Source organism: Williamsia sp. SKLECPSW1 (genome assembly GCF_054332755.1).
On record NZ_JBTGLI010000001.1, the window covers coordinates 3,270,882 to 3,294,901 of the forward strand.

Below are 24,020 nucleotides of genomic sequence, written 5' to 3' on the forward strand. Positions count from 1 at the left end.
CGCAGCCCGGCTGCGGCCCGCAACCGGTTCTCGTCACGGCGCGAGGTCTGCCACAGGACCTGTTCGAGCAGCGCCCACGACGCACCGATGACGGGGCCGGGGAGATCCCCTCTGCGGGGTGACACGAGGGCCACCCGCTGGTTTCGGCGGAGCGGGCACAGGTGCACGGGGAGATAACCGATGCCCCGGGCCTCCGCGACGGCGAGCGCCCGCTCCTGACCGACGCTGCCCCCGACGATCACGTCGGCGTCGGCGGTGACCGCGAGGAGATCGTCGAGGGCGCGGCGGCTCCCGGCGCGGGTCACCTCGGCGATCGCGCGCATGCGGCGCAGGGGATTCCGGGTCCGCAGGTCGCCGGTGACGGTGTCCGACCGCAGGAGAGCCGCGGTGTCGACACCGCAGGACGACGCCTGCAGGCCGGCGGATCGTGCCAACTCGACGAGGTTGGGCGGGACCGCCATCGTCACCGTGTGGCCGCGCGCGACCAACTCCGTCGCGACCGCCACACCGGGCTGGACGTCACCGCGGCTGCCCGCGAACGCCGCGACGACGTGCACGACTCAGACCGAGGCTGGGGTGACGTCCGCGGACCTCGGCACCGCATCGCGTGCGCGGGCGACGAGATCGTCGACGACCGCGGTGATCAGCGGTGCGGCCACGGCGGTGTCCGGGAAGCGTGCGCGGACGCTGATGCCGGTGTCGTCGCGCCAGAACCACAGCTGCAGGTCGTCGGCGCGACCGTCGCTGGACACATGCCGTGCGTGCAGCGACGGCAACCGCTCGAACCGCCGGTAGTCGAGGTAGGACACCATGAACACGTCGTGCCGCGGCTTGCGCAACAGGTGGCCGAACGTCCCGTAGACGGTGGTGAGATCGACACCGGCGAGGGGCAGTGCGTCGGTGACGGCGGCGGTCGCCGCTCGCAGGACCGCCTCGCGGTCACCGCCGACCGCGGGTCCGGCGTCGATCACGACCGGCGCGTTCGCGACGCACCATCCGACGGACCGCGACGAGTCGCCGTCGGTTCGCGTGTGGACGGGCAGGACCACGGGCAGACGATCGGGACCGCCGGCGGCTCGGGTCGCCTCGGCGAGGCAGGTCAACAGCATGGGATAGGTACGCACCCCTCGGCGCGTGCCCGACGCGGTGTGGGCGTCGGCCTCGTCGCGGGTCAGCACCCGCGCGACGTGGATCCGCGACGGCGCGAACTCGCCGGGTGCCACCCCGAGATCCAGCGGATAGTCGGGCACCGTGTGTCCGGTGGAGGCGAGGAAGTCGGCCCATCCGAGGAGTCCGGGATCGTCGGCCGGCGGGTGGGGGAGTGCGGCGGTCTCGGCGATGTGGTCGAGGAAGCTGCCCGCCGCCGGCAGGGGGGATCCCTCGTACGCGGTGACGACGTCCTCGGCGATCACCGCGAGCGAGTGCGCGTCGACGTAGCAGTGGTCGAAGGCGCAGATGACGGTGCTGACGTCGTCGCCCTCGACGACCGCGAGGACGTGCGTCGCGGGTGTCGAGGCGGTGCAACCGGCCACGGCGGAGGCCAACTCGTCGCGGACTCCCTGCGCGTCGACGGTGCGGGGCGGACCGACGGGCGTCAGGGAGATCGACCCGCGTTCGTGCAGGTGACGGCGCGGTGCACCGTCGGGGTCGATCTCGAAATGTGACCGCAGCACCTCGTGATGGTCTGTCACCGTCGCGAACGCCGCCGCCAGACGATCGGGATCGACCGTGGTGGAACGGATCTCCACGGTGACCGCCAGCCATCCGGAGCCACCGTCGCGGACCGCGTCGAGGTGGAACCGCTCGTTCTCCGACGGTCCGGCGGGGTGTGGTGTCCCCGCGTCCGAGGTCGCCGCCGTCCACCGACGCATCCGCCCGCCGGGGACCCTCAGATTCGCGAGTGTGGTGAGCAGCACGGAGTCACGGTACCTGTGCGCCAACGTGTTCGGCGTACCGCATCGACTCCGTGCCCGTCGCGTAGGACGTGAGCTCGGCGACGAGGCTCCGGTGCAGGGCCGCGAGCGAGGCCCGGGCGACGGAGTTGTCGGGCACATGGGACAGCAGTCGCAGACCGTCGGCGTTGCGGTTGATCCAGAGATTGGCGTTGCGGGTGCGTCCGACACCGGGCATGACCCGACCCGCGACGATCTCGGGCGCACCCGGGTCCGCGAGACGGCGGAAGTCGAGGTAGGACACCATCTGTGGGCTCGACGAGTCCGGGACGAAGTCGCCCGATGCCGCCAGCACCGCGAGGACACCGTGGACCGGTCGGTCGATGTGCTCCCGTGCGTGGCGCAGTTGTTCCGCCGCCGACCGGACCAGGTCGTCGAGGTCGGCCCCGGCGGCGTCGAGGGCGAGGGGCGCGAAGGTGCACATCCATCCCTGGGTGCCCGGCTGGGCCGGGTCGCGGGTGGAGAGGACCGTCGAGGTGAAGTAGCGCGGGTCGCCCGTCACGGCCAGCTGTGCGCGGGCGAGGGCGGCGAACAGGGCGGCGCTCAACGACCCGCCGTCCGCCCGTGCACGCGCCTCGCAGGCGGCGGTGGTGGGGGCGTCGAGCAGGGGTTCGTCGATCGCCACCGCGGGGACCGGGTCGGGCCCGTCGAGACCGATGTCGAGTGCCGTGCGGGGCACGCTGCGGCCGTGCGCGACGAGGACGTCGCGCCAGTGGTCGACCAGCTCGTCGTCGGGGGTCACGGCTGCGGCCCGGCGCATCTCGTCCGCGACGTGGGCGAGATGGCTCCCCGCGGGACGCACCACTGCCTCCCGGCCGGTCACGTGGGCGCGGTACCGGACGACGATCTCCTGCAGCGCCTCGATCGCGGCGGAGCCGTCGGTGTGTGAGTGGTCGAACGTCACATGCAGCGCGAACGAGGCACCCGCGTCGACGGCGCCGACGCTCCATCCCGGGATGCGGTCGTATGCGGCGTCCCGGTCGATGTGGTGGTGGAGGAGGTCGACGAGGTCGTCGTGGTCCCGCGGCGTCGGCGCGTGATCGGCCGCGATCCGGATCGTCTCGGGCGGGGCGAGGTGCCGCGTCACCGATCCGTCGTCGGCGACGACGAAGTGGCTGCGCAGCTCGTCGTGGGCGCGGACGAAGTCCTCGAGACCGCGCGAGAGGGCGTCCACCTGCAGCGGTTCGTCGATCTCGGTGGTGACCGTGACGACCGCACGGTGGGGATACCCGGACCGCCGCTTGGCGTGTGCGGCGAGCAGATGATCTCGCTGCAGGAACGAGGGACCGACCTCGGAGACGACGCTGCGCTCCCGCGCCTCGTCCTCGTCGACGACGTGCCACCAGACGAGCTCACCGAGGGGCGGTCGCCAGTCCGTGAGCGCGCCGGCGATCACGCCGGTCCGGCCTGGGTCACGGCGTGCCGCCCGCCGATCCCGGTTCGCCTGCCCCGATCGCACCGGCGGATCCGGTGGTCTGGGCGATCGGCGCCGCGAAGCCGGTGTCGCCGTCTGCGACCACCTCGAGGAGGACCTGTTCGAGGGCGTGCAGGAACCGGTGCACGCGCGTCGCCCCGGGGTGGGAGCTGGGGAATCGGGCCGACAGGTTGGTGCCGGTGTTGATCCGGTTGATCCAGAAGTAGACCTCGTCCGACGAGCGTGTGGCGCTGCGCAGCACGCGCGCGTCCATCGAGTCCCATGCGTCGGAGCCCTCGGCGCCGCGCAGGTCGATGTAGGAGACGACGAACTGCGGCGGCGTGCGGTGACCGATCAGCTCGGCGATGGGGTGGAAGGGCACCGTGCCGAGTTCCTTGTGCTCCCGGGCGGTCTCGGCGACGGCACCGATCGCCTCGCCGAACGTCGACGCCGTCCCCGGGCGCAGGTGCACCGGGACGAGTCCGACGAACCACCCGGCCGCCTCACCCCACTGCATCTCCGTGCGGGTGTGGACCGGGCTGATGAAGCGCAGGTCCGCGCAGCCGGTGACCCGGTGGTTGGCGATGCAGAGCGCGGTGTGCACGCCCGCCTGCATGTTCGCCCCGAGTGCCTTGCAGGCACGGTTGAAGCGATCGGTCTGGTCGGGGTCGAGCAGCCAGCGCGACAGGCTGGACTGGTAGGGCGGCATCGCGACGTCGCCGACCGCCTCGACGTGCTCGTCGCCGGGCGCGGTCGGGAACGCCGGCATCGGGTCGGGCTGACTGGCGGAGGATCCGTCGGTCGGCGGTGACAGGAACCGTGCCCAGCGCGCGACCTCGGCGGTCTCGTGGTCGAGCCGTGACCCGTGCGCGCGTTCGGCGTGCGAGAAGTCGAGGTAGCTGCCGAAGACGCCGAGGGAGTCGTCGTGGCCGAGGAGGGCCGACTCGTACAGGCGCGTCAGCTCCTTGATGGCGAAGACCTGGGTGTAGGCGTCCATCACGGTGTGGTCGGCGCCGAAGACCACGAGGAACGAGTCGGGGTCGTCGAGGGGTTCGACGGTGACGACGATGCAGTGCGGCCACTGCAGCGGGGTGATGCGGGTGTTGAAGATGTGGTCGATGCGCAGGTAGACGCGGGTGCTGCTCGACGCGGCGGAATCACGCCGTGAGACCACGTCGACCTTGTCGGCGGCGATGATCCGCCGCGTGAACTCGTCCTCGGGCGCGGTGTCGGTGTCGGGCCCGTCGCTCGCCGGCTCGAGTGACGACCGGAACGCCTCGTGCCGGGCGTACCACCGACGCAGTGTGGTCGCCATCGCGTCGCGGTCGAGCCGATGCGCCACCCGGAAGGCCGTTCCGATCCACTCGCTGTGCCATTCGTCGCCGACCTCGACCGCACGGCGGGCGTGCTCGAGGTGGGCGTAGGAGAGTCGCCGGTCATCGGTGGTCCAGTCCCCGGCGTCGGCGGTGGGCGTCCACTCGGTGACCACGCCGGAGGGAAGCGGGTAGTCGGCGAGTTCGGTGTATTCCATCGACGATCTCCTCAGGGTCTCGGGACAACCGGGGTGGAGGGGTGTGAGAGGACCCGCGAGCGGCGTTGCCGGCGGTCAGGGGAGAGAGTGGCCCCGACTGCGGAAAACGGTAACGCGTACGGCGGGAAATTTCGCGTCACCCACTGTATTTAGCAGTTCAAACTCTTGGCGCACAATTCGCGTCGGTCACTCGACACCGCCAGATGCTGGATGTTTGTGGATCGTCACCACATCTGGTTTCGAGGTGATGAATTCTTCGTTGTATCCGGGAAAATCCGGCGTTATCCGACAAGTCCGAGACCGCGGGCGACAATCGGCCAGCTGCGGTGCAACTGGTCCTGCCAGTACGGCCAGGAATGCGTGCCGCGGGCCTCGAAGTCGAACGTGGCGGGGATCCGGCGGGCCGCCAGGGTGTCGGCGAGCAGGTGGGTGCACACGTTCGCGCCGGCCTCGATGCCGCCGCCGACGATCGCCCGGTCGGCGGGGTTGGTGTTGCCCGGGTAGTTCGGCGCGTCGTACGGACCCGGGAGGCCACTGCCCACCGACACGTACACGGTCGAACCGCGCAGCCCGTCGGCGTGCAGCAGCACGTCGTGAGCGGCCCACGCGGGGTCCGAGGGCGGACCCCACATGTTGTCCGCGTTGCCGCCGAACGCCGCGACGATCGACCGGGGGATGGCCTGCGCGACGAGGTCGGCGGTGGAGTAGCAGCCGCTGAACGAGGCGACGGACTTGAAGAACCCGGGGTCGCGTGCAGCGAGTGTCAATGCCGACCCCGCGCCCATCGACAGGCCCCCGATGCCGCGGATCCCGTTGCCGGAGAAGCGCTCCTGGAGCAGGGGAGGCAGCTCCTTGGTGAGGAACGTCTCCCACTTGTACCGGCCGAGCTTCGGGTCGTCGCGGTACCAGTCGGTGTAGAAGCTGCCGTTGCCGGCCAGCGGGAGCGCCACGGTGACGTTCTTGTCGCGGAAGAAGGTCGACGCGTCGGTCTTGCGCAGCCACATGCTGTTGGTCGGGTCCTCCTCGCCGAGTCCGCTGAGCAGGGTCAGCGTCGGACGCGGACCGCGGTCGACGGCGGGGACGAGCACCTGGACCTTGATGGTCTTGGCCATCGAGGGTGCGTAGACGTAGACGCCGTACTGGGTCGGCCCCTCCACCTCGACCCGCTCGATGGTGGGCACCGTGGGGGCGGCACTGGCGATCCCCACGGCCGGGGCGCCGGCGACGAGGGCCGTGGCGATCGCCGCGACGGTGAGAAGACGCCGCACCGGCGTGGTGAACGCGAAAGAGAATCCGCGGGACGCGCGGATTCCGGCAGGGAAGGGCATCGACGTCCTTATCGTGTTAGGTCGGGGCACAGTCTTGCATATGGCGCCGAAATCGGCGACAGGACCGAACATTTCACGTCGATGATCCGGAATTCCCGTCGATGATGTCCGCGGCGTGACGGACAGATGCACGGGGAGTGGTCATTTCATCGGCAAAAGACGACGTGGCGGACGCTGCGGCCGCCGACAGTGCGGTCGCCACGGCGGCCCGCAGGTGGGACCCGTCGGCCACCGCGCGGACCGGGAGTGTGGCCCCGAGTCCCCGTTCGGCGACGATGCGACCCCATAGCGGCTGGTCGGCACTGAACGAGGCGATCACCATCGGTGTCCCCGCCCGCAGGCACGCCGCGGTGGTCCCCGCGCCGCCGTGGTGGACCGCCGCGGCACAGCGGGGCAGCACGTGGCCGTGGTCCACCGCGTCGGTGACGTGGACGTCGGCGGCGTCGATGTCGCTCGCGGTCGTCGCCGCCCGGGCGGCCTCGCCGTTGGGTCCCGCGCAGAGCAGCACCCGCCGACCCTGTGCCGAGACGGCACGCAGCAGGTGCCGGTAGGACTCGACGGGGTCCGGCAACGGCATGCTGCCGAAGCCGACGTAGACCGGTGGTTCGCCCGCGTCCAGCCAGACGCGCGTCGCGCCCGTGTCGCCCGTGTCGTCCGGGTCGACCGATGGGTCGGGATCGTCCGCAGGTCGGTCGACGAGGTCGACGAAGCCGACGAACGGTCTGGCCGGACCCCACTCGGTGACGAGGTCGGGGAACAGTGCGGGCTCGTAGGCCTGCACCTCGGGCAGGCCCGCGGCGAGCAGTCGTCCACCGAGCGGTCCGGAGGCCGGCGTCATGCCGAGGCGCCGACGCAGCGCGTCGTCGGAACCGCGCGCCGAGGATCGCCAGAAGAACTGGTCCACCGCCCACCAGATCGCCCCGGTGACCGGTCCCGGGGCGACGGCCTGCAGCGGTCCGAGCGGCACACGCACCGACCGGTTCGGGCGGATGGGGCAGAAGTGCACCGGTGTGAACCGGGCGCCGTGGTGCTCGGCCACGGTGGCGCCCCGCTCCTGGCCCAGCGGACCGGTCACGACGACGTCCGCACCGTCGGCGAACTCGAGGAGCCGGTCGTCCATGGCGGCGGCGCCGAACTCGGTGACCTGGCGGATCGCCGCCGACCGTGTCCGCGGGTTGCGCGACTTGAGATCGCGGGCGATCAGCGGCGACGCGAGCAGGTCGGCGGTGTCCGGCGCGAACTCGTGCGCCTCGACGCCGGTGGACCGCGCCAGGGCCAGGAGGTTGACCGGGACCCCGAGGACCACGTCGTGACCGCGTCGGCGGAGCTCGTGCGCGAGCGCGATCTGGGGTTGCACGTCGCCGCGGCTGCCGTTCGCGGCGATCGTCACCCTCACCACGGGCTCGGTTCCAGACCCCACCGACGGAGCTCGGACGTGACCGCGGGTACGAGGGTGTCGGGACCGAGACCGTCGGGGTCGAGCCCGATCACCGAGAGGGTGGTCGTGCCGGCGACGTCGTTGACCCAGGCGGCGAGTCCGCCGCGCAGGGCCCGCAGTCGGGCCGTGGTGATGGACTGCGTCGTCGACCGGGTGACGACGCCCAGGGTCCGGGCGGGATCGCCGAACCCGGCCACCACGGGGTCGATGTGTCCGAGGCTCGACGCGAGTGCGAGCGGGGTGGTGGCCCCGCGGCTCAGCGCGGCGACAGCCCGGTCACCCAGTGCCTGCATGACCGGCTGCAGCCGGACGAAGGTGGTGGGACGGCTGGTGCGTTCGGTGTAGGCGCCCTTCGCGACGGCGCGGATCGTCGCGAGGTCGCCGTCGAGCGCTGCGGCGACGGGGATGTCGAGGGACAGCCCGGTGCTCGCGTTGGCGCGGTCGTCGTCGGGCTGTCGGGTCGACATCGGCACCGACACCCGCACGACGTCGGATCGCCCCGCACGGCCCGCGGCGACGACCAGGCCGACCACGACGGCGACGAACAGCGCGGTCGACGAGCCCCCGCCGTCACGGGCGACGCGCTCCCAGTCGTCGGTGGCGACGCCGACGACGGCGAGCGGGGCGATCGCGGGTCCCCGCTCGGGCGCGTGCGCGGGCACAGTCGTCGACGTCGACGCGGTCACGACGTCGTCGGCGGTGGTGGCTGCCTCGTCGGAGCCGAACCGGTCGCGCGCGATCCCGGCCACCGATCCGGCGATGGCGGTGGTGCGCGCGATGACCTCGCGCGCCTGGTCGACCGGGGACGGTGACCCCGGCGCGAACGTGGTCGACCGCCTGGCGAACGCGTCGCCGAGCGCGGTGAGGACCGCGAGCCCGTCCCCCACGGCGTGGGACAGGCTGAGCGACACCAGTGCGCTCCCGTCGCCGACCGGCGCGGCGCGCACCTCCCAGACCGGTCCGGAGACGATGTCGAACGGCCGGGAGGCGGCTGCGTCGATCCACGCGACGACCTCGTCCGCGGGGACCGGGGTGGCGTCGACGCGGACGCTGCCCGCGGACTCACCGCCGGCGACCCAGTGGTCGCGGACCAGCGGGATCCGACTGCGTCGCACGAGTCGGGACAGCCGTCCGCCGGTGAGTGCCTCGGCGACCCGGTCGATCTCGGCACGGGTGGGGAGCTCGGTGAGCCGCCACACCATCTGGTTGACCACCGGGACACCCAGGGCGGCGTCCATGCGGATGAACAGGTCGTCGTCGGGGTTGGTGCGCAGCACGCGGGCGGTCACGTCGAGGACGTCCTCTCTCGGGTGAGTCACAGCTTGCGGAGGTAGATCCTCACCGTCGTGGGGGCGAGCACGGCGATCAACAGCACCGACCCGAGCAGCGAGTACGCGAGGTGCTCGTTCACCTGTCCCTCGTTGGCGAGCAACCGGACCGCCGAGATGAGCTGTGACAGGGGGTTGATCGTGGTCACCGTCTGCATCCACGACGGCATCGTGTCCGGCGGGACGAACGCGTTCGACATGAACCCCAGCACCGTGAGGATCAGCGCCGAGAATCCCTGCACCGCGGAGGCTTTGGTCAGCAGCACGCCCATCAGGGCGAACAGCCAGCTGAGCGCGAACGCGGAGAACACGACCAGGACGATCGCCGCGAGGGTGCCGACGACGCTGCCCGGGCGATACCCCATGATCAGCCCGACGACGAGCGTCAGGCACGCCGCGATGAGATAGCGCAGGTTGGCGGCCACCAACGATCCCGACAGCGGTGCGATCCGCGCGATGGGCAGGGAGACGAAGCGGTCGAAGACACCCTTGTCCATGTCCTCGCGCAGCTGGATGCCGACGACGACGGTGGAGGTGGTCACCACGTTGACGAGCACCCCGGGGATGAGGATCGGCAGGTACCCGCTCACACCGCCGGCGATGACGCCGCCGAAGATGCTGGCGAACATCACCGTGAACACCACCGGGACGATCGTCACGTCGACCAGGAGCTGCGGGTTGTGCTTGAACTTCAGCAGTCCCCGGCGGGCCATCGTGCGGGTGTCGTGGACGGCCTTGGCGACCGTGATGCGCTCGACGACGTGCGCGAGCGGGATGTCGGAGAAGGCGGGGTGGTCGGCGTCGGTGGCGGTCATGCGGGCCTCGCCTCGTCGGTCAGGGCGAGGAACACGTCGTCGAGAGACGGGGTGTGGACGCCGAACTCGCCGACGCCGATCCGGCTCGCCGTGAGTGCCGCGATGACCTCCGCCGCCCGTGCCGAGTGCGGTACCGGGCCGGTGAGCGACCCGGTTCGCTCGTCGACGTCGATCGGCGCGTGCAGCAGCGACCGCATCGTCGCCGCGGCCGCCTCGGTCTGGTGGGCGTCGATGAGGCGGATCGACAACGAGAAGTCCCCGACAGACCGCTTCAGCGACTCGGGTGTGCCCCGCCCGACGACCCGTCCGTGGTCGATGACGACGAGCTGATCGGCCAGCGCGTCGGCCTCGTCGAGGTACTGCGTGGTGAGCACGACCGTGGTCCCCGCCGCGACGACCGATCGCACGATCTCCCACAGCTGGGTGCGCGTACGCGGGTCGAGCCCGGTCGTCGGCTCGTCCAGGAACAGCAGCGCGGGACGTCGGATCATGCTCGCCGCCAGATCGAGTCGCCGGCGCATGCCGCCGGAGTACGAGGAGATGGCGCGGTCGCCGGCCTCGGTGAGACCGAACTGGTCGACCAGATCCCGCGCCCGCGCCCGCGCCGGTCCCCCGCGCAGGCCGAGGAGACGCCCGAAGATCTCCAGGTTCTCGCGGCCGGTCAGATCCTCGTCGACCGAGGCGTACTGGCCGGTGAGCGCGATGAGGCTGCGTACGGCGGTCGCGTCGGTGACGACGTCGCGACCGAGGACCGTGACCGTCCCGGACGTCGGGCGCAACAGGGTCGCCAGCATCCGCACCGTGGTCGTCTTGCCGGCGCCGTTGGGTCCGAGCAGTCCGCACACCGTCCCGGTGGGGACGGTGAAGTCGACGGAGTCGACGACCGGCCGGCCGTTGAACTCCTTCGTCAGTCCGGAGACCTCGACCGCGACCGCCCCCGGGGTCGCCGGGGAGCGCCGGCCCGGGTGCGGCGTCTGCGCCGGCCACCCGGGCGCGGTGGCCGTGGCGTCGTCGGGATCGGGTCGGGCGTGGCGCCCGACCCGCGGTCCGGTCGCGTCGGCCTCGTTCGAGGTCATGGTCATTCGAATGGTCCCCCCCAGGCCCGGTGGTGTGACGCGCTCAGGCTAACGGCACGCGACCCGGAGGGCGATGCAGCGTCACCTATCACCGCGTGACGATCGTGAACCGGCTGGTCCGCGCGCTCGGAAGTGACTGTGGGATGCGCCATATCCGCTCATCCGGCGCCTCGGTGGCCGCAGCACTAACGTCCTGACGATGGCGCAGGCGGTGACGACGACCCGGCTCGACGGGCCGGATCTCACGTACTGGTTCGTCGACCGCGCGCTGGGCTGGTCGGTCGTGCTGCAGCTGGTGTGGACCTTCCCCGACCGCCTCGATCCCGGCCTCGTCGACGGGATGGCCGCACGGCTGCACCACAGCGCACTCCACCGCCGGGTGACACCTCCCGCCGTCCCGGGCGCCCGACCACGGTGGTCGGCGTCGAGGGTCACGATCCCTGCCGTGCACGACTCCGCGATCGACCCCGACGCGGTCGCGCGGTGGTCGGAGGAGGAGCTCGACGGGGTCGATCTCGACCCCGTCGCCGGCCGATCGTGGCGTCTGCGCGCCGCCCCCCTCGCCGACGGCGGGCACGCGCTGTCGTTGTGCACGCTGCACCTGGTGACCGACGGCCAGGGTTTCGTCCGTGCGGCGGCCGCTGCCGCTGCTGCGGCGGGTGACGGATCCGCGATCCCCGACGTCGCGGGCACGGCCCGACATCGCGACCGACGGGTGGTCGCCGACGCCGTCGACGCGGGCCGGCAGGTCCTCGCCGGGGTCGTCGGGGTCGGCCGCGTGCTGGCGGGCGCCGTGCTGGACCGATCGGCGGCCACGCCGGACCCGCGGACCCCGCGGACGCCTCTCGCGCACCGCGCGCCGCAGGCGCGGCCCCGGTGGGCGATCGCGTCGGTGCCGACCGCGGAGTGGGCGGAGGCCGCTCGCCGCCACGGCGGGACCGACAACACGCTCTTCGTCGCCGTGGTCGCCGGCGCGCTGCGGCGGTCCGGTGCGCTGCCACCGGGGGAGCCGATCAAGGTGGGCATCCCGGTGAGCCGACGCGGCGAGGACGACGACCGCGCGAACGCCACCGCCGGCGTCTCGGTCTACCTCGACGACCCCGTGCTCGACGGCACCGGCCGGGCCGACCTCGCCGAGGTGCGTGCACGATGCCGGGCGGCCTACACGGCGCTCGACGCCGGCAGGCGTGACCCGACCGTCCACCTGACACCGCTCGTGACCCTGATCCCGCCGTCCCTCGCGGTGCGCGCGGTCACCGCCGGCGGCGGCATGCCCGACGTGATGACCTCCAACATCGGGCGCTGGGAGGACGAGGTCCTACGACTCGGGTCGAGCACGGCCCGTGGCCTGGCCTTCCGCGGCGACGCACAGGACGTGGCGCCGCAGCTGCCCCATCGCTTCGGCGACGGGGTGCAGTCGTGGATCCTGCAGACCGGCACGGAGACGACGCTGTCGGTCGCGGCCTTCGACGAGTCCGCCTTCCCCGACGCAGGTGTGCTCGCCCGCGTCCTGTCCGAGGAGTTCGCCGTATGGGGACTGCCGAACCGTCTGTGGTGACCGTGCCTCCCGGCGCCGGCACCGGCGCGCGGGTGACCGGACCCGACGAGACGTTCATGCTCGTCGAGTCGCTCGCCGGCGTCGAGACACCGATCCAGATGGGCTGGGTGTTCGCCGACGACCCCGGTGAGCAGGCGGTCGAGGACGTGCGGGCACGGTTGGCCGCGAGTCCGGTCCACCGGGTCGTCCGCCGCACCCGGGTCCCGTTCGCGCGTCATCTCTGGGTTCCGGCCGGGCCGCCGCCCCCCGTCCGCGCCGACGCGGAAGCCGTTGCCCCCGAAAGCCTGTCGCAGTGGTTCGCCGATCATCTCGACGGCACCTCGGTGCGACCGACGCAGGGGCGCAGCTGGCATGTCGCCACCGCACCGACCACCGCGGGGGGTCGGGTGGTCTCGGTTCTCGCCTCCCATGTGGTGTGCGACGGGTCGGGTCTGCGGAATGCGCTCCTCGCCGACCCACGACCTGTCGACGCGGCCGCACCCACGGCGGACACCGGGGTGGTCGACGACGTCCGCGACGCCGGCGCACAGCTCCTCGCGGCGCTGCGATCGGTGCTGCGCCTTATCGCACTCGCCGTCGGCGGGTTGCGTCGCGGACGTGGCGCGACCGACGATCCCGGCTCGCCCGTGGTCGAACTCGGCGTCGCCGCGCGACCGGGTGTGCCCGCGGAACCTCCTGCGGCGGAGCCGGATCCGCCGGTACGGCATCTGTTGGTCACGCTCGACGCCGCGGCGTTCTCCGCCCGGGCCGCCGAGTACGGGGGCACCGCGAACACCCTGTTCTGTGCGCTGATCGGGGGTGTCGCTCAGCGTGCGGGCGTTCCTGACGGGGACACGACCGCCATCTGTCTCGCCGTGAACCGACGCGACGGCGACGACGACGACCGGGCGAACGCCTCGGGGGGCGTGTGGGTGCGTGTGCGCGGTGCGCTCGATCGTCCCGTCGACCTGTCGGGTGTCCGGGCGCAGACCCGCCGTGCACTCGCCGAGTACGCCGCGCGCGGCGCGCAGATGTCGGCGGACAACATCCAACCCGTGGTGCGTCTGCTGCCCGCCCGGGTGGTCCTCGCTCTCATGGGTCTCATCCCGTCGCCCCACACGACGGTCTCCAACCTGGGCGCGGTCGACCCCGATCTGCTGGTGATGGGCGGTCGACGGGCACGGGTGCACTTCACCCGTGCGGCCGTCCGGGGTCTCGGCGCCGAGGAACGCCGACGGCGGTGCCGTCCGGGACTGCTCGCCTGGCTGACCGTGCACGGTGACACCGCCACCATGGCCGTGTGCGGCGTCGACCCGGACCGCTTCGGCGGTGCGGACGTGCTGCGTGCCCTGGTGGCCGACGAACTCGATGCGTGGGACGTCCCCCACACCGTGCTCTGACGTGCCCCCCGCACCAGACCGCCTGGGCGGCACCGACGAGGCCTACCTGTTGCTCGAGTCGACCGTCGGGGTGGTCGCCCCGATGCAGGTGGTCGTGATCCTTTCCGGCGATCCCGGACCCGGTGTGGCGCAGCGTCTCTGCGATCGGCTGGTCGCGGGCCCGCTGGACCGGTCGGTCCGGGTGCCGCTCGTCCCCGGCGCGCGCCCGGCGTGGGTGCGTCCTGTCGGGGCCGCGTCCGCCCGCCAGGACGCGCCGATCGTCTCCACGGACCTGCACGAGTGGGCGACGCGCCGCATGGCGCAGGCCCCGGTCGACGTCGTCGGGGCGCGCGGGTGGGAGGTCGCGACGGTCGTCGACGCGACGGGCCGGCGGGCGATCTCGGTCGTCGCGTCCCACGTCCTCGCCGACGGACGTCGATTCGTGGAGACCGTCGCCGCGGCGGTCGGCGACCACGACGAGGTGCACACCGCGCCAGTCGTCGTCACGGAGCCGGACGGTATCGGGGCCGGTCGCCGTCTCGTGCGGGACGTCGTCGACGCCGGTGCCGCTGCGGTGGACGCCGGCCGGGCGCTCGCCCGCCTCGTCCGCGATCGGGGGGACGCTTCGCCGACCGCGGCAGGGACCGCGGAGAGACCGGCGGACGCGTCGACGACGCCGACGTTGTCGATCGGCGAGGAGCCCGCCCACCGCGCTGTGACCCTCGACCGCGCCCGGTGGCACGCGACCGCCCGCGAGCACGGTGGTACCGCGACCACGCTGCTCGTCGCGGTCGGTGCGGCACTCGCGCGGCGGTCCGGGGTGGTCGGGGCGCGGTCGGGGGCGGCGTCCCCGGTGCGGGTGAGCCTGGCCGTCGACCGACGCGCCGACGACGACCTCCTGACCGCGAACACTGCTGCGGGGGTGGCTCTTCGGCTCGACGACGCGCTCGACCCCGCGGCGGGTCTCAGCGGTGTCCGGGCGGCCGTCCGCGCCGCGCTGGCGGATCCACCCGGCACCGACGACGTGGCGCGGGTGGCCCGCATACTGCCGCGTCCGGTGCTCGCGCGGATGGTCGCCGCGATCCCCGGCCCCCATGTGTCGGTGTCCCACCTCGGGCCAGCCCCGGCACCGTTGACCGCCTGGGAGGGGGTGGCGGCCGAGGAGGTGTTCGTGCGGGCGGCCGCGCGGGCGACGACGCCGGCACTCGCGCGCACGATGATGCCCGGACTCGCGGTGTGGGCGGTCGAGTACGGCGACGCGATCACCGTGACCCTGTGCGCCTGTGACCCCGCCGGCCGCGACGACATCGACCGCGTGCTCGACGAGGAGCTGTGTGGCTGGGGTCTACGCGGCTGAGGTCGCACTCGACCGGTGGCCGACTCAGGTGGGCAGCACCGTCCACAGATCGGTGACGGAGACCCCGAGACGCGCCAGCAGGGTCCGGACGACGGACAGACCGATCCCGATCACGGCGGAGTGGTCACCGTCGATGCCGTCGACGAGCCATCCGCCTCGACCGTCGAGCGTGAACGCGCCCGCCACCTCGAGCGGTTCACCGGTCGCGACGTAGGCGGCCACGGTCGCGTCGTCGACGTCCGAGAAGCGGACGGTGGTCGAGGTGGCATCGGACTCCGAGCCCACCACGCGTCCCTCGACGAGGCGGAGAACGCTGTGTCCGGTGAGGAGTTCGGCGCTGCGCCCCCGCACCCGGTGCCACTGGGCGATCGCGGCGGCCTCGGTGTGGGGTTTGCCGGTCAGCGCCCCGTCGGAGAACAGCATCGAGTCGCACCCGATGACGACGGCGTCCGCGGCGATGTCGGGGTCGTCGTCCCGCAGGCGGTCCGCGACGACCCGCGCCTTGGCCTCGGCCAGGGCGGTGACGACGGCGCGGGGAGCCGCATCGGGTCCGAGTGCCGCCGCGACGGCGTCCTCGTCGACGTCGGAGACGCGCACGATCGGCTCGACGCCCGCGTCGACGAGCACTCGGCGGCGCGCCGGCGACGCCGACCCGAGGACGACCCGCACGGCGGCGGTCAGTACGAGAAGTGTGCGTTGAGGAACCCGGTCGGCGCAGGCGACCACGCGGGCCGGAGCCGCTGCTCCGGCGAGCCCCAGAGGTCACGGGTGACCGGGGTGGTGTCGGATGGGCCCCCGGTACCGGCGGCCGACAGCACGGCGGTCAGCACGGCGATGTCGACGTCGTCGGGGTTGCCGCGCACGATCCGCAACGCCGGACGCTGCTGCGCCGACGTCTCCGTCGACTCGGGTGTGGTCTCGTCACTCACGGTGTCTCCCAGTGGCGGTCGTCGGTGGTGGCTCGTCAGAGCGGGATGTTGCCGTGCTTCTTCGGCGGCATCGCCACCATCTTGCGTTCCAGGAGCTTCAGCGCCGTCGCGATCTGACCGCGGGTGTGCGACGGCGGGATCACCGCGTCGACGTATCCGCGCTCGGCTGCCACGTACGGGTTGACCAGGGTGTCCTCGTACTCCTGCTGCAACTGCAGACGGAGGGCGTCGACGTCCTCACCCTTGGCCGCGGCGTCCTTGAGCTGCGCGCGGTAGACGAACCCGACCGCACCCGACGCGCCCATGACGGCGATCTGGGCGGTCGGCCACGCCAGGTTGACGTCGGCGCCCATGTGCTTGGACCCCATGACGTCGTAGGCACCGCCGTAGGCCTTGCGGGTGATGACGGTGATCTTGCCGACCGTGGCCTCGCCGTAGGCGTACAGCAACTTCGCGCCGCGGCGGATGATGCCGTTGTACTCCTGCTCGGTGCCGGGCAGGAACCCCGGGACGTCGACGAGCGTGACGATCGGGATGTTGAAGCAGTCGCAGGTGCGGACGAACCGCGCGGCCTTCTCCGAGGCGTTGATGTCGAGGCAGCCGGCGAACTGGGTCGGCTGGTTCGCGACGATGCCGACGCTGCGCCCGTCGACCCGACCGAACCCGACGATGATGTTCGTCGCGTACTGCGCCTGGATCTCGAGGAACTCGTCGTCGTCGAGGATGCGCGCGATGACCTCGTGCATGTCGTACGGCTGGTTCGGCGAGTCGGGGATGAGCGTGTCCAGTTCGAGGTCCTCGTCGTTGACGGTCTCCTCGATCGACCCGGCCGCGGGGTCGGCCACGGGCAGCCGAGGCGCCTCGGCCTTGTTGTTGCTGGGCAGGTAGGACAGGACCTCGCGGACGTAGTCCAGCGCGTCCTCCTCGTCGGAGGCGACGTAGGTGGCCGTGCCCGACTTGGTCATGTGCGTCTGCGCACCGCCGAGATCCTCCATCGTGACGTCCTCGCCGGTGACGGTCTTGATGACGTCGGGGCCGGTGATGAACATCTGGCTGGTCTTGTCGACCATGATCACGAAGTCGGTGAGCGCGGGGGAGTAGACGTGCCCGCCCGCCGCCGCGCCCATGATCAGCGAGATCTGCGGGATCACACCGGAGGCGCGGACGTTGCGGTGGAAGATCTCGCCGTACAGACCGAGGGAGACGACACCCTCCTGGATGCGGGCGCCGGCGCCGTCGTTGATGCCGATGAGCGGACGACCGGTCTTCACCGCGAGGTCCATCACCTTGACGATCTTCTCTCCGTAGACCTCACCGAGGCTGCCGCCGAACACGGTGGAGTCCTGACTGAAGACGCAGACCTCGCGGCCGTCGACGGTGCCGTAACCGGTCACCACGCCGTCGCCGAGCGGCCGTCGCGACGCCAGCCCGAAGTTCGTGCTGCGGTGGCGGGCGAGGGCGTCGAGTTCGACGAACGACCCCTCGTCGAGGAGATGCGTGATGCGCTCGCGGGCGGTCAGCTTGCCCTTCGCGTGGACCTTCTCGACGGCTTCCTCGCCGACCGGGTGTGCCGCCTCGGCGAGTCGTCCGCGCAGGTCAGCGAGCTTTCCGGCTGTCGTGTGGATGTCAGGTGCACCGTCGGACCCGGTCGAGGCAGTGGTCATGGATGACGATGCTAGCGAGCGCACGCTCGGTCGGTGGGACCGGGCACCTGAGTCGGGCTCATGTTCTCCGCCGTCCGGGCGCGTTAGCGTGACCGCCATGTCCTCTCCCGGCACCGCCCCCGACGCCGCCCGCATCACCGCCCGCGCCGGTTCCGGGTGGTCGGTGGAGGTCGTCGCCGAGACCGGGTCGACCAATGCCGACCTCGTGGCGCGTGCCGCCGAGCGCTCGATCGCCGGCGAGGTGGTGGTGGCGCACCGCCAGACCGCGGGGCGGGGCCGACACGGCCGGGTCTGGACCGCGCCGCCGGGCGGCACGCTGACGATGTCGATGGCGGTGGACGCGTCCGGGCCGGGTGCCGGGGACGCACTCGGCTGGCTCCCGCTGGCCACCGGGGTCGCGGTCGCCCGTGCGGTCGCCGAGGTGGGCGGGGTGGACGCGACACTCAAGTGGCCCAACGACGTCCTGCTGTCGACCGGACCGTCCGGGCAGGTCGGCAAGGTCGCGGGCATCCTCGCCGAGCTGGCACCCGGCCCGCAGGCCTGTGCGGTCGTCGGGGTCGGGATCAACACCGGTCTGCGCGACGACGAACTCCCGGTGCCGACGGCGACATCACTGAACCTGGTGGCCGGTCGAGAGGTCGACCGGTCGGAACTCGCGGGCGCGGTGCTGGCCGCACTCACCGAGGAACTCGTCGACTGGCCGTCGGACACGGCGGCGATCGCCGCGCGCTACCGACCGCTCTGCGCGACGCTGTCCCGCCCGGTGCGCGTCGACCTGCCCGCCGACCGCACCCTCGAGGGTGTCGCCGTCGACATCGACGCCGAGGGACGGGTCGTCGTGCGGACGGCCGACGGTTCGACCACCGCCGTCGCCGCAGGCGACGTGACCCACCTCCGGGTGCAGGACTGAGCCGGCGGAACGCGAGTTCGGCGCTGTTTGGGCCGACGTGTCCCGGGCCGGTCCCGGGTCAGCGGTATTCGACGCTGCGTGAGCCCATGGCACGGATGAGGAACAGGATCGGCAGCCCGATCACCAGGTGCATCACGGCGGTGCCGATGCCGGTGGAGATCTCCCGCGACAGCAGCAGCGGCAGGATGACCGCCGCGATCACCAGCAGTCCGACGATCCAGGCGTAGAACTGGTCCGGTGAGGGCGTCGTCAGTTGCAGGACGTACCAGAGCGCACCGGCGAGCAGGGCGCACAGCCCGCCCACGACGGCGAACCAGTACTCGTCCTGGGCGACCGGGTTCCAGACGCCGAACTTGCCGGTCTCGGTGACGCGTTCGCTGATGACGCGGATGATCCAGGCGACGAGCCACGAGGCCAACGCCGTGACGACGGCGGTCGCCACGACGCCGCCGATGAACAGTCCGACGTTGATCTGCGGACCGCGGCGCTGACGGGGAGCCTTGCGCGCCGGTTCGGCCGCGTACTGCTGCGGGTCGACGTAGGGGTCCTGCGCATAGGGATCACGCGCGTACGGATCGGCCGAGTAGGCGCGTGTCCGGTTGTCGTCCCAGGTGCCGCCGCTGTCCCGCCGGCGGTTGTCGTACGGGTCGTTCGGGTACATCTGGCCACCTCCGCTGCTGGGGTCGTCACCCGCGTCTCGCGTGAGTCTACCGAGCGCGACGGTCGAGATCGTCGAGGAACGGCGCCCGGTATGCGCTAGTTTCACCCCGACGACACCGCGGGAGAGGTGCTCGTCGCGACCACACGGAGGCCGATCGCCATGGGGTACCCGGAGAACATCCTCGCCGAGGGCGAGCACGTCGTGGTGCACCGACATCCGCACTGGAAAGCCCTGGTCGGACCCCTTCTGGGGTTCCTGGTGATCACCGCCCTGGCCGGTGTCGCCGCGGGGTTCACCGGGTCGTCGCAGGTGTCGTCGTCCACGCGGTCGGTGCTGTGGATCGTGATCGCGGTGGTGTGGGCGGTCGTCGTCGTGTGGTTCGTCCTCCGCCCGGTCGTGTCGTGGCGGACGACGCACTTCGTCCTCACCGATCGACGGGTGACGTTCCGCAACGGGATGCTCACCCGGTCGGGTATCGACATCCCGCTGCAGCGCATCAACTCCGTGGAGTTCCGACACGGGGTGGTCGACCGGATGCTGCGCACCGGGACGCTCATCATCGAGTCCGCCTCGGACGACCCGCTGGCCTTCCACGACATCCCCCAGGTGGAGAAGGTCCACGCGCTGCTCTACCACGAGGTGTTCGACACGGAGTCCGATCCCGGGCGACGGACGCGCTGACCGATGTCCGATCACGTGGCGATGCCGTCGAACGCCAGTATCGTGGCGCCGTGACGGACGTACTGCTTGCCGAGGACGACGAGGCCATCGCCACCCCGTTGGCCCGTGCCCTGACCCGGGAGGGGTACGGGTGCGAGATCGTCTCGACGGGGCCCGACGCCCTCGAGCGTGCCCGGGATCCCCGCTTCGAGCTGGTCGTCCTCGATCTGGGCCTGCCCGAGATGGACGGTCTCGAGGTGTGCCGGCGGATCCGTGGGGTGCGCCCCCAGCTCGCGGTGCTGATGCTCACCGCCCGTACCGACGAGGTCGACTTCGTGGTCGGACTCGACGCCGGCGCCGACGACTACGTCGGCAAGCCGTTCCGTCTCGCCGAACTGCTGGCCCGCGTCCGCGCCCTGCTGCGGCGCAAGCAGGGCGTCGACCTCGTGCTCGAGGCGGGTGACATCCACCTCGACGCCCGCGGCCGTCGCGTGCTGGTCGGTGGCGAGGACGCCACGCTGGCCAACCGCGAGTTCGACCTGCTGCGGTTCCTGATGGAACGCGGCGGCGAGGTCGTCAGCCGCGAGGAGATCCTCACCGAGGTGTGGGGATCGGCCGACCTGCGGTCGTCGAAGACCCTGGACATGCACGTGTCGTGGCTGCGCCGCAAGATCGGCGACGACCAGGCGGGCCGCAAGAAGCGCATCGTCACGGTGCGCGGTGTCGGCTTCCGCTTCGACCCGGACTAGGCCGGCGCGTGCGCAGACGGATCCTGCTGTCGATGCTGGCGATGGTCGCCGGGATCGGGTTCCTGCTCGGGCTCCCGCTCATGGTCAGCGCGTGGTGGTGGATCGACGACAACGCCCACCAGGACCTCGACCAGCGGCTCAAGCGGGTCTCGTCGGAGCTCATCGACCAGGAGTCGGGGGACCTCCGCACCGGACGCCCCCTCGACGTCGCGCCGTTCCGTCTGCTGCTCCCCGCCGAGGGTCGCCTGGAGCTCGTCTACCCGTCGGGCGGTGCACAGGTGCGCACGGCGGTCGGTGACGACCTGCGGGGCGCGACGGTGTCGGAGTCTGCGAGTCTCGGTGACGCCGGGACGGTCACCATGCGCATCCCGCTGCAGAACGTCCGCAGTGACCAGTGGACGGCCATCGGGGTGGTGGCGTTGATCCTGACCGCGTCCATCGCGGGCGGCACCGCCGTCGCCGCCGTCACCGCGGGCCGTCTGGCCGATCCCCTCGAGGAACTGGCCGACCGTGCGTCGCGGATGGCACAGGGCGACTTCCACTCGGCGTGGCGGACCCACGGGATCGCCGAGCTCGACCGGTTGTCGAGCGCTCTGGAGGTGGCCAACCAGGAGATCGCCCTGCGTCTGGAACGTGAGGGCGAGATCGTCGGCGAGGTGTCCCATCAACTCCGCAGCCGGCTGACGGCGATCCAGTTGCGGCTCGACGAGTTGTCCCTGCATCCCGACACGCACGTCGTGGAGGAGGCCGAGGCCGCGCACGGACAGGTGGAGCGACTCAACCGGGAACTCGACGAACTGATCGCCGTCTCCCGCAACGCCGGTGTACGTCCCACCGCGCCGATCGAGGTCGACGACACCATCGACCCGCTCGTCCACGACTTCTCCGATGCCTTCACCCGCCAGGGGCGCGAGATCGTGGCCTCCTACGTCGGCGGCCGCTCGGCCTGGGCGACGCCGAGTCGACTGCGGGAGGCGGTCTCGGTCCTCGTCGACAACTCCCTGCGGCACGGTGCGGGGCGCTGCACCGTCGACGTGTCCACGCTCGAGGTGGCCGATCTGCTGCGGGTGACGGTGCGCGACGAGGGGTCGGGTGTCCCCGACGACCTGGTGCCGAAGATCTTCCGCCGCGGGTGGTCCGGTGGCGGCTCGAGCGGTGTGGGGCTGTCGTTGGCGCGCGCGCTCATCGAGGCCGACGGCGGACGCCTCGAACTGACCACGCGGGTGCCTGCGGCCTTCACGATCGTGGTGCCGACCACGGCCGGGGGCCCGATCACCGGGACCACGACCTCGACGGACCCCGAACCCGCTCTCGCCCGCGCGATCCGCGAGCCGCGCTGACCGACGCCGAGCCGACGGTCTAGGGCCGGGGGTCGGGCTCGACGTCGGGGCGGAGGGTGACCTGGCCGGTCGCCATGGCCTCGATCTCGGCGTCCTCGTCGCCCTGCGTCTCGGGGAAGGCGAATTTGCGCAACGCCCAGAACCGGAACGCCATCTGCAGGATGTTGCCGATGATGTAGCCGAGCACGAAGTCGACGATGACCAACTGCGCCACCGGCAGATGGGTGCGCATGTCGAAGACGTTGTTGGCGAACCACAGCGGCGCCGCCTGCAAGACCACGCCGATGCCGCTGATGACGAAGAAGAGCAACGCCTCGTGGTGCGTCTCGCGGCCGCCGCGGTTCTTGAACGCCCATTCGCGGTTGAGGACATAGCTCAGGACGGTGGCCAGGGTGCCGGAGATGACCTTGGCGACGACCGGCTTCTGCTCCAGGACGGTCAGGCTCAGCCCGTAGAAGATGGCCATGTCGAACACCATGGTGGTGCCGCCGACCAGCGCGAACTTGATCAGTTCGTGGTGGCGGAGGGCCAGGCGCCGGATGGGGCCCGGGGTACGGGCCAGGAGCCCGTCAGTGAACGACACAAGGATCGAGTGTACGAAAACGAGGCGCGGACGCGAATCAGTCACCGGTCGGTCGGCCCCGAGGCGCAGGTCGCAGGGCGTGTCATGACACGATGGGCAGCCGTGAGTGGACGCAATCCGGTCGGTCTGCCGACCGTCGCGATGGTCGGTGGGGGACAACTCGCCCGCATGACGCACCAGGCCGCCGTGGCCCTCGGCCAGACGCTGCGGGTTCTCGCCGCGTCTCCCGACGACCCCGCCGCGGCGGTGACGTCCGACGTGGTCATCGGCTCGCACGACGACCTCGACGACCTGCGTCGGGTCGCCCGCGGCGCCGTGGCGCTGACCTTCGACCACGAGGGTGTCCCGCCCGAGCACCTGCACACCCTCGTCGCCGAGGGCGTCCAGGTGCTGCCGCCGCCGGATGCGCTCATCCACGCCCAGGACAAGCTGGTCATGCGGAGACGGCTGTCCGAACTGGGACTGCCGGTCCCGCGTTTCGTCGATCTCACTGGATCCGACGACCCCGGCGAGGTGCTCGTCGGCTTCGTGGAGTCCTGCGCCGACGGGGTGGTCATCAAGGCCGTCCGCGGTGGATACGACGGCCGCGGGGTGTGGCTGCCCGAGACCCTCGAGGATGCGCTCGACGTGCTCGCCGACGCCACCGCATCCGGGACGCCCGTGATGGCCGAGGAGCGCGTCCCATGGCGACGGGAGCTGTCGGCGATGGTCGCCCGATCGGCGTTCGGGCAGGGCGCCACCTGGCCGGTCGTGGAGACGGTGCAGCGCGACGGTCAGTGCGCGGTGGCGATCGCGCCGGCCCCCGGGCTGTCGGACGAGCGCGCCGAGGAGGCCGAGCACATCGCGCTGCGGATCGCCCAGACGCTCGGGGTGGTCGGCGTGATGGCGGTCGAGATGTTCGAGACCGACGACGGTGCCCTGAGCATCAACGAACTGGCGATGCGCCCGCACAACAGCGGTCACTGGACCATGGACGGCGCCGTCACGAGCCAGTTCGAGCAGCACCTACGGGCGGTGCTCGACTACCCGCTCGGCGCCACCCGGGCACTGGCGCCGGTGACCGTGATGGCGAACGTGCTCGGCGCCGCGCACACCCCTGCCATGTCGATGGACGAGCGGGTCCACCACCTCATGGCCCGTATGCCCGACGCGCACATCCACCTCTACGCCAAGGGTGAGCGACCGGCCCGCAAGATCGGCCACGTGAACATCGTCGGCGGACCCGACGAGGACGTCGACACGGTCCGCGAACGCGCGGAGCGCGCCGCGACGTGGCTCGCCACCGGGGTCTGGACCGACGGCTGGGACCCGCACGGCGACGACACGATCCCCGAACCCGCGCGAGCCTGAGCCGGTGCGCCACCCACAC

The 24,020-nt window shown here is 71.8% G+C and carries 22 protein-coding genes; 8 read left to right on the forward strand and 14 right to left on the reverse strand.

Annotation, left to right across the window (positions count from 1 at the left end; translation table 11 throughout):
* The 9 genes from ACXVUM_RS15385 to ACXVUM_RS15425 form a co-directional block, all read right to left on the reverse strand.
* Nucleotides 1-557: glycosyltransferase (locus ACXVUM_RS15385; protein ID WP_458522641.1), on the reverse strand; the 557-nt coding region annotated here is incomplete at its 3' end.
* 3 nt (nucleotides 558-560) lie between these two features.
* Nucleotides 561-1,916 carry a condensation domain-containing protein gene (locus ACXVUM_RS15390; protein WP_458522642.1) on the reverse strand — a complete coding sequence of 452 codons (1,356 nt, stop codon included), beginning with the start codon at nucleotides 1,914-1,916 and terminating at the stop codon, nucleotides 561-563.
* 4 nt (nucleotides 1,917-1,920) lie between these two features.
* On the reverse strand, nucleotides 1,921-3,348 hold the full coding sequence (locus tag ACXVUM_RS15395) for an acyltransferase (protein ID WP_458522643.1): 1,428 nt from the start codon (nucleotides 3,346-3,348) through the stop codon (nucleotides 1,921-1,923).
* Nucleotides 3,349-3,364: 16 nt separating this feature from the next.
* The gene (locus ACXVUM_RS15400; RefSeq protein WP_458522644.1) at nucleotides 3,365-4,897 is read right to left on the reverse strand and encodes a condensation domain-containing protein; all 1,533 of its coding nucleotides are present in this window, start codon (nucleotides 4,895-4,897) and stop codon (nucleotides 3,365-3,367) included.
* Between the two features lie 281 nt (nucleotides 4,898-5,178).
* Nucleotides 5,179-6,225 carry an alpha/beta hydrolase gene (locus tag ACXVUM_RS15405; protein ID WP_458522645.1) on the reverse strand — a complete coding sequence of 349 codons (1,047 nt, stop codon included), beginning with the start codon at nucleotides 6,223-6,225 and terminating at the stop codon, nucleotides 5,179-5,181.
* Nucleotides 6,226-6,298: 73 nt separating this feature from the next.
* A complete protein-coding gene (locus ACXVUM_RS15410; protein WP_458522646.1) occupies nucleotides 6,299-7,615 on the reverse strand; it encodes a glycosyltransferase in 1,317 nt (438 codons plus the stop codon).
* Between the two features lie 2 nt (nucleotides 7,616-7,617).
* On the reverse strand, nucleotides 7,618-8,952 hold the full coding sequence (locus tag ACXVUM_RS15415) for a hypothetical protein (protein WP_458522647.1): 1,335 nt from the start codon (nucleotides 8,950-8,952) through the stop codon (nucleotides 7,618-7,620).
* 26 nt (nucleotides 8,953-8,978) lie between these two features.
* Entirely contained in the window at nucleotides 8,979-9,806 is an 828-nt protein-coding gene (locus ACXVUM_RS15420) for an ABC transporter permease (RefSeq protein ID WP_458522648.1), read from the reverse strand.
* Nucleotides 9,803-10,888 carry an ATP-binding cassette domain-containing protein gene (locus tag ACXVUM_RS15425; protein WP_458522649.1) on the reverse strand — a complete coding sequence of 362 codons (1,086 nt, stop codon included), beginning with the start codon at nucleotides 10,886-10,888 and terminating at the stop codon, nucleotides 9,803-9,805. Before ACXVUM_RS15425 ends, ACXVUM_RS15420 begins: the two co-directional genes overlap by 4 nt.
* 193 nt (nucleotides 10,889-11,081) lie before the next feature.
* Here ACXVUM_RS15425 and ACXVUM_RS15430 point away from each other — a divergent pair, with 193 nt between their 5' ends.
* Genes ACXVUM_RS15430 through ACXVUM_RS15440 form a run of 3 tightly spaced genes read left to right on the forward strand, consistent with a single transcriptional unit; the run spans nucleotide 11,082 to nucleotide 15,155 of the window.
* Nucleotides 11,082-12,440 (forward strand): hypothetical protein, encoded by a 1,359-nt coding sequence (locus tag ACXVUM_RS15430; RefSeq protein WP_458522650.1) that lies wholly within the window; start codon nucleotides 11,082-11,084, stop codon nucleotides 12,438-12,440.
* Nucleotides 12,413-13,819, forward strand: coding sequence for a hypothetical protein (locus ACXVUM_RS15435; protein ID WP_458522651.1), 1,407 nt, complete (start codon nucleotides 12,413-12,415; stop codon nucleotides 13,817-13,819). Before ACXVUM_RS15430 ends, ACXVUM_RS15435 begins: the two co-directional genes overlap by 28 nt.
* A gap of 1 nt (nucleotide 13,820) precedes the next feature.
* Nucleotides 13,821-15,155 (forward strand): hypothetical protein, encoded by a 1,335-nt coding sequence (locus tag ACXVUM_RS15440; protein WP_458522652.1) that lies wholly within the window; start codon nucleotides 13,821-13,823, stop codon nucleotides 15,153-15,155.
* Between the two features lie 24 nt (nucleotides 15,156-15,179).
* Here ACXVUM_RS15440 and ACXVUM_RS15445 read toward each other — a convergent pair whose 3' ends face one another.
* From ACXVUM_RS15445 to ACXVUM_RS15455, 3 genes are read right to left on the reverse strand one after another with little or no spacing between them, the layout of a single operon-like run.
* Nucleotides 15,180-15,824: a Maf family protein gene (locus tag ACXVUM_RS15445; RefSeq protein WP_458522653.1), complete on the reverse strand. Its 645-nt coding sequence runs from the start codon at nucleotides 15,822-15,824 to the stop codon at nucleotides 15,180-15,182.
* An 8-nt stretch (nucleotides 15,825-15,832) separates the two neighbouring features.
* Nucleotides 15,833-16,084 carry an acyl-CoA carboxylase subunit epsilon gene (locus ACXVUM_RS15450; protein ID WP_458522654.1) on the reverse strand — a complete coding sequence of 84 codons (252 nt, stop codon included), beginning with the start codon at nucleotides 16,082-16,084 and terminating at the stop codon, nucleotides 15,833-15,835.
* 35 nt (nucleotides 16,085-16,119) lie between these two features.
* Nucleotides 16,120-17,748 (reverse strand): acyl-CoA carboxylase subunit beta, encoded by a 1,629-nt coding sequence (locus ACXVUM_RS15455; RefSeq protein WP_458522655.1) that lies wholly within the window; start codon nucleotides 17,746-17,748, stop codon nucleotides 16,120-16,122.
* Nucleotides 17,749-17,845: 97 nt separating this feature from the next.
* Between ACXVUM_RS15455 and ACXVUM_RS15460 the strand changes: the two genes are divergently transcribed.
* Entirely contained in the window at nucleotides 17,846-18,658 is an 813-nt protein-coding gene (locus ACXVUM_RS15460; protein WP_458522656.1) for a biotin--[acetyl-CoA-carboxylase] ligase, read from the forward strand.
* 58 nt (nucleotides 18,659-18,716) lie between these two features.
* Here the strand turns inward: ACXVUM_RS15460 and ACXVUM_RS15465 are convergent, their stop codons facing one another.
* A complete protein-coding gene (locus ACXVUM_RS15465; protein WP_458522657.1) occupies nucleotides 18,717-19,319 on the reverse strand; it encodes a DUF6069 family protein in 603 nt (200 codons plus the stop codon).
* A 159-nt stretch (nucleotides 19,320-19,478) separates the two neighbouring features.
* Between ACXVUM_RS15465 and ACXVUM_RS15470 the strand changes: the two genes are divergently transcribed.
* Genes ACXVUM_RS15470 through ACXVUM_RS15480 form a run of 3 tightly spaced genes read left to right on the forward strand, consistent with a single transcriptional unit; the run spans nucleotide 19,479 to nucleotide 22,068 of the window.
* Nucleotides 19,479-20,000 (forward strand): PH domain-containing protein, encoded by a 522-nt coding sequence (locus ACXVUM_RS15470; protein WP_458522895.1) that lies wholly within the window; start codon nucleotides 19,479-19,481, stop codon nucleotides 19,998-20,000.
* A 50-nt stretch (nucleotides 20,001-20,050) separates the two neighbouring features.
* Complete coding sequence (locus tag ACXVUM_RS15475) at nucleotides 20,051-20,728, forward strand: response regulator transcription factor (RefSeq protein ID WP_458522658.1); 678 nt, start codon at nucleotides 20,051-20,053, stop codon at nucleotides 20,726-20,728.
* A gap of 8 nt (nucleotides 20,729-20,736) precedes the next feature.
* Nucleotides 20,737-22,068, forward strand: a complete 1,332-nt coding sequence (locus ACXVUM_RS15480) for a HAMP domain-containing sensor histidine kinase (protein WP_458522659.1) — start codon at nucleotides 20,737-20,739, stop codon at nucleotides 22,066-22,068.
* Nucleotides 22,069-22,087: 19 nt separating this feature from the next.
* On the opposite strand, the gene ACXVUM_RS15485 is transcribed toward ACXVUM_RS15480, so the two are convergent.
* Nucleotides 22,088-22,651 carry a GtrA family protein gene (locus tag ACXVUM_RS15485; RefSeq protein WP_458522660.1) on the reverse strand — a complete coding sequence of 188 codons (564 nt, stop codon included), beginning with the start codon at nucleotides 22,649-22,651 and terminating at the stop codon, nucleotides 22,088-22,090.
* Between the two features lie 141 nt (nucleotides 22,652-22,792).
* Here ACXVUM_RS15485 and ACXVUM_RS15490 point away from each other — a divergent pair, with 141 nt between their 5' ends.
* Nucleotides 22,793-24,001: a 5-(carboxyamino)imidazole ribonucleotide synthase gene (locus ACXVUM_RS15490; protein ID WP_458522896.1), complete on the forward strand. Its 1,209-nt coding sequence runs from the start codon at nucleotides 22,793-22,795 to the stop codon at nucleotides 23,999-24,001.
* The last annotated feature ends 19 nt before the right edge of the window (nucleotides 24,002-24,020 follow it).

Excerpts from the sequence above, each read along its gene's own strand:
- ACXVUM_RS15400 (WP_458522644.1), bottom strand. The coding sequence starts at position 4,897 with ATGGAATACACCGAACTCGCCGACTACCCGCTTCCCTCCGGCGTGGTC.
- ACXVUM_RS15405 (WP_458522645.1), bottom strand. The coding sequence starts at position 6,225 with ATGCCCTTCCCTGCCGGAATCCGCGCGTCCCGCGGATTCTCTTTCGCG.
- ACXVUM_RS15420 (WP_458522648.1), bottom strand. The coding sequence starts at position 9,806 with ATGACCGCCACCGACGCCGACCACCCCGCCTTCTCCGACATCCCGCTC.
- ACXVUM_RS15425 (WP_458522649.1), bottom strand. The coding sequence starts at position 10,888 with ATGACCATGACCTCGAACGAGGCCGACGCGACCGGACCGCGGGTCGGG.
- ACXVUM_RS15430 (WP_458522650.1), top strand. The coding sequence starts at position 11,082 with ATGGCGCAGGCGGTGACGACGACCCGGCTCGACGGGCCGGATCTCACG.
- ACXVUM_RS15435 (WP_458522651.1), top strand. The coding sequence starts at position 12,413 with ATGGGGACTGCCGAACCGTCTGTGGTGACCGTGCCTCCCGGCGCCGGC.
- ACXVUM_RS15455 (WP_458522655.1), bottom strand. The coding sequence starts at position 17,748 with ATGACCACTGCCTCGACCGGGTCCGACGGTGCACCTGACATCCACACG.
- ACXVUM_RS15460 (WP_458522656.1), top strand. The coding sequence starts at position 17,846 with ATGTCCTCTCCCGGCACCGCCCCCGACGCCGCCCGCATCACCGCCCGC.
- ACXVUM_RS15465 (WP_458522657.1), bottom strand. The coding sequence starts at position 19,319 with ATGTACCCGAACGACCCGTACGACAACCGCCGGCGGGACAGCGGCGGC.
- ACXVUM_RS15470 (WP_458522895.1), top strand. The coding sequence starts at position 19,479 with ATGGGGTACCCGGAGAACATCCTCGCCGAGGGCGAGCACGTCGTGGTG.
- ACXVUM_RS15490 (WP_458522896.1), top strand. The coding sequence starts at position 22,793 with ATGGTCGGTGGGGGACAACTCGCCCGCATGACGCACCAGGCCGCCGTG.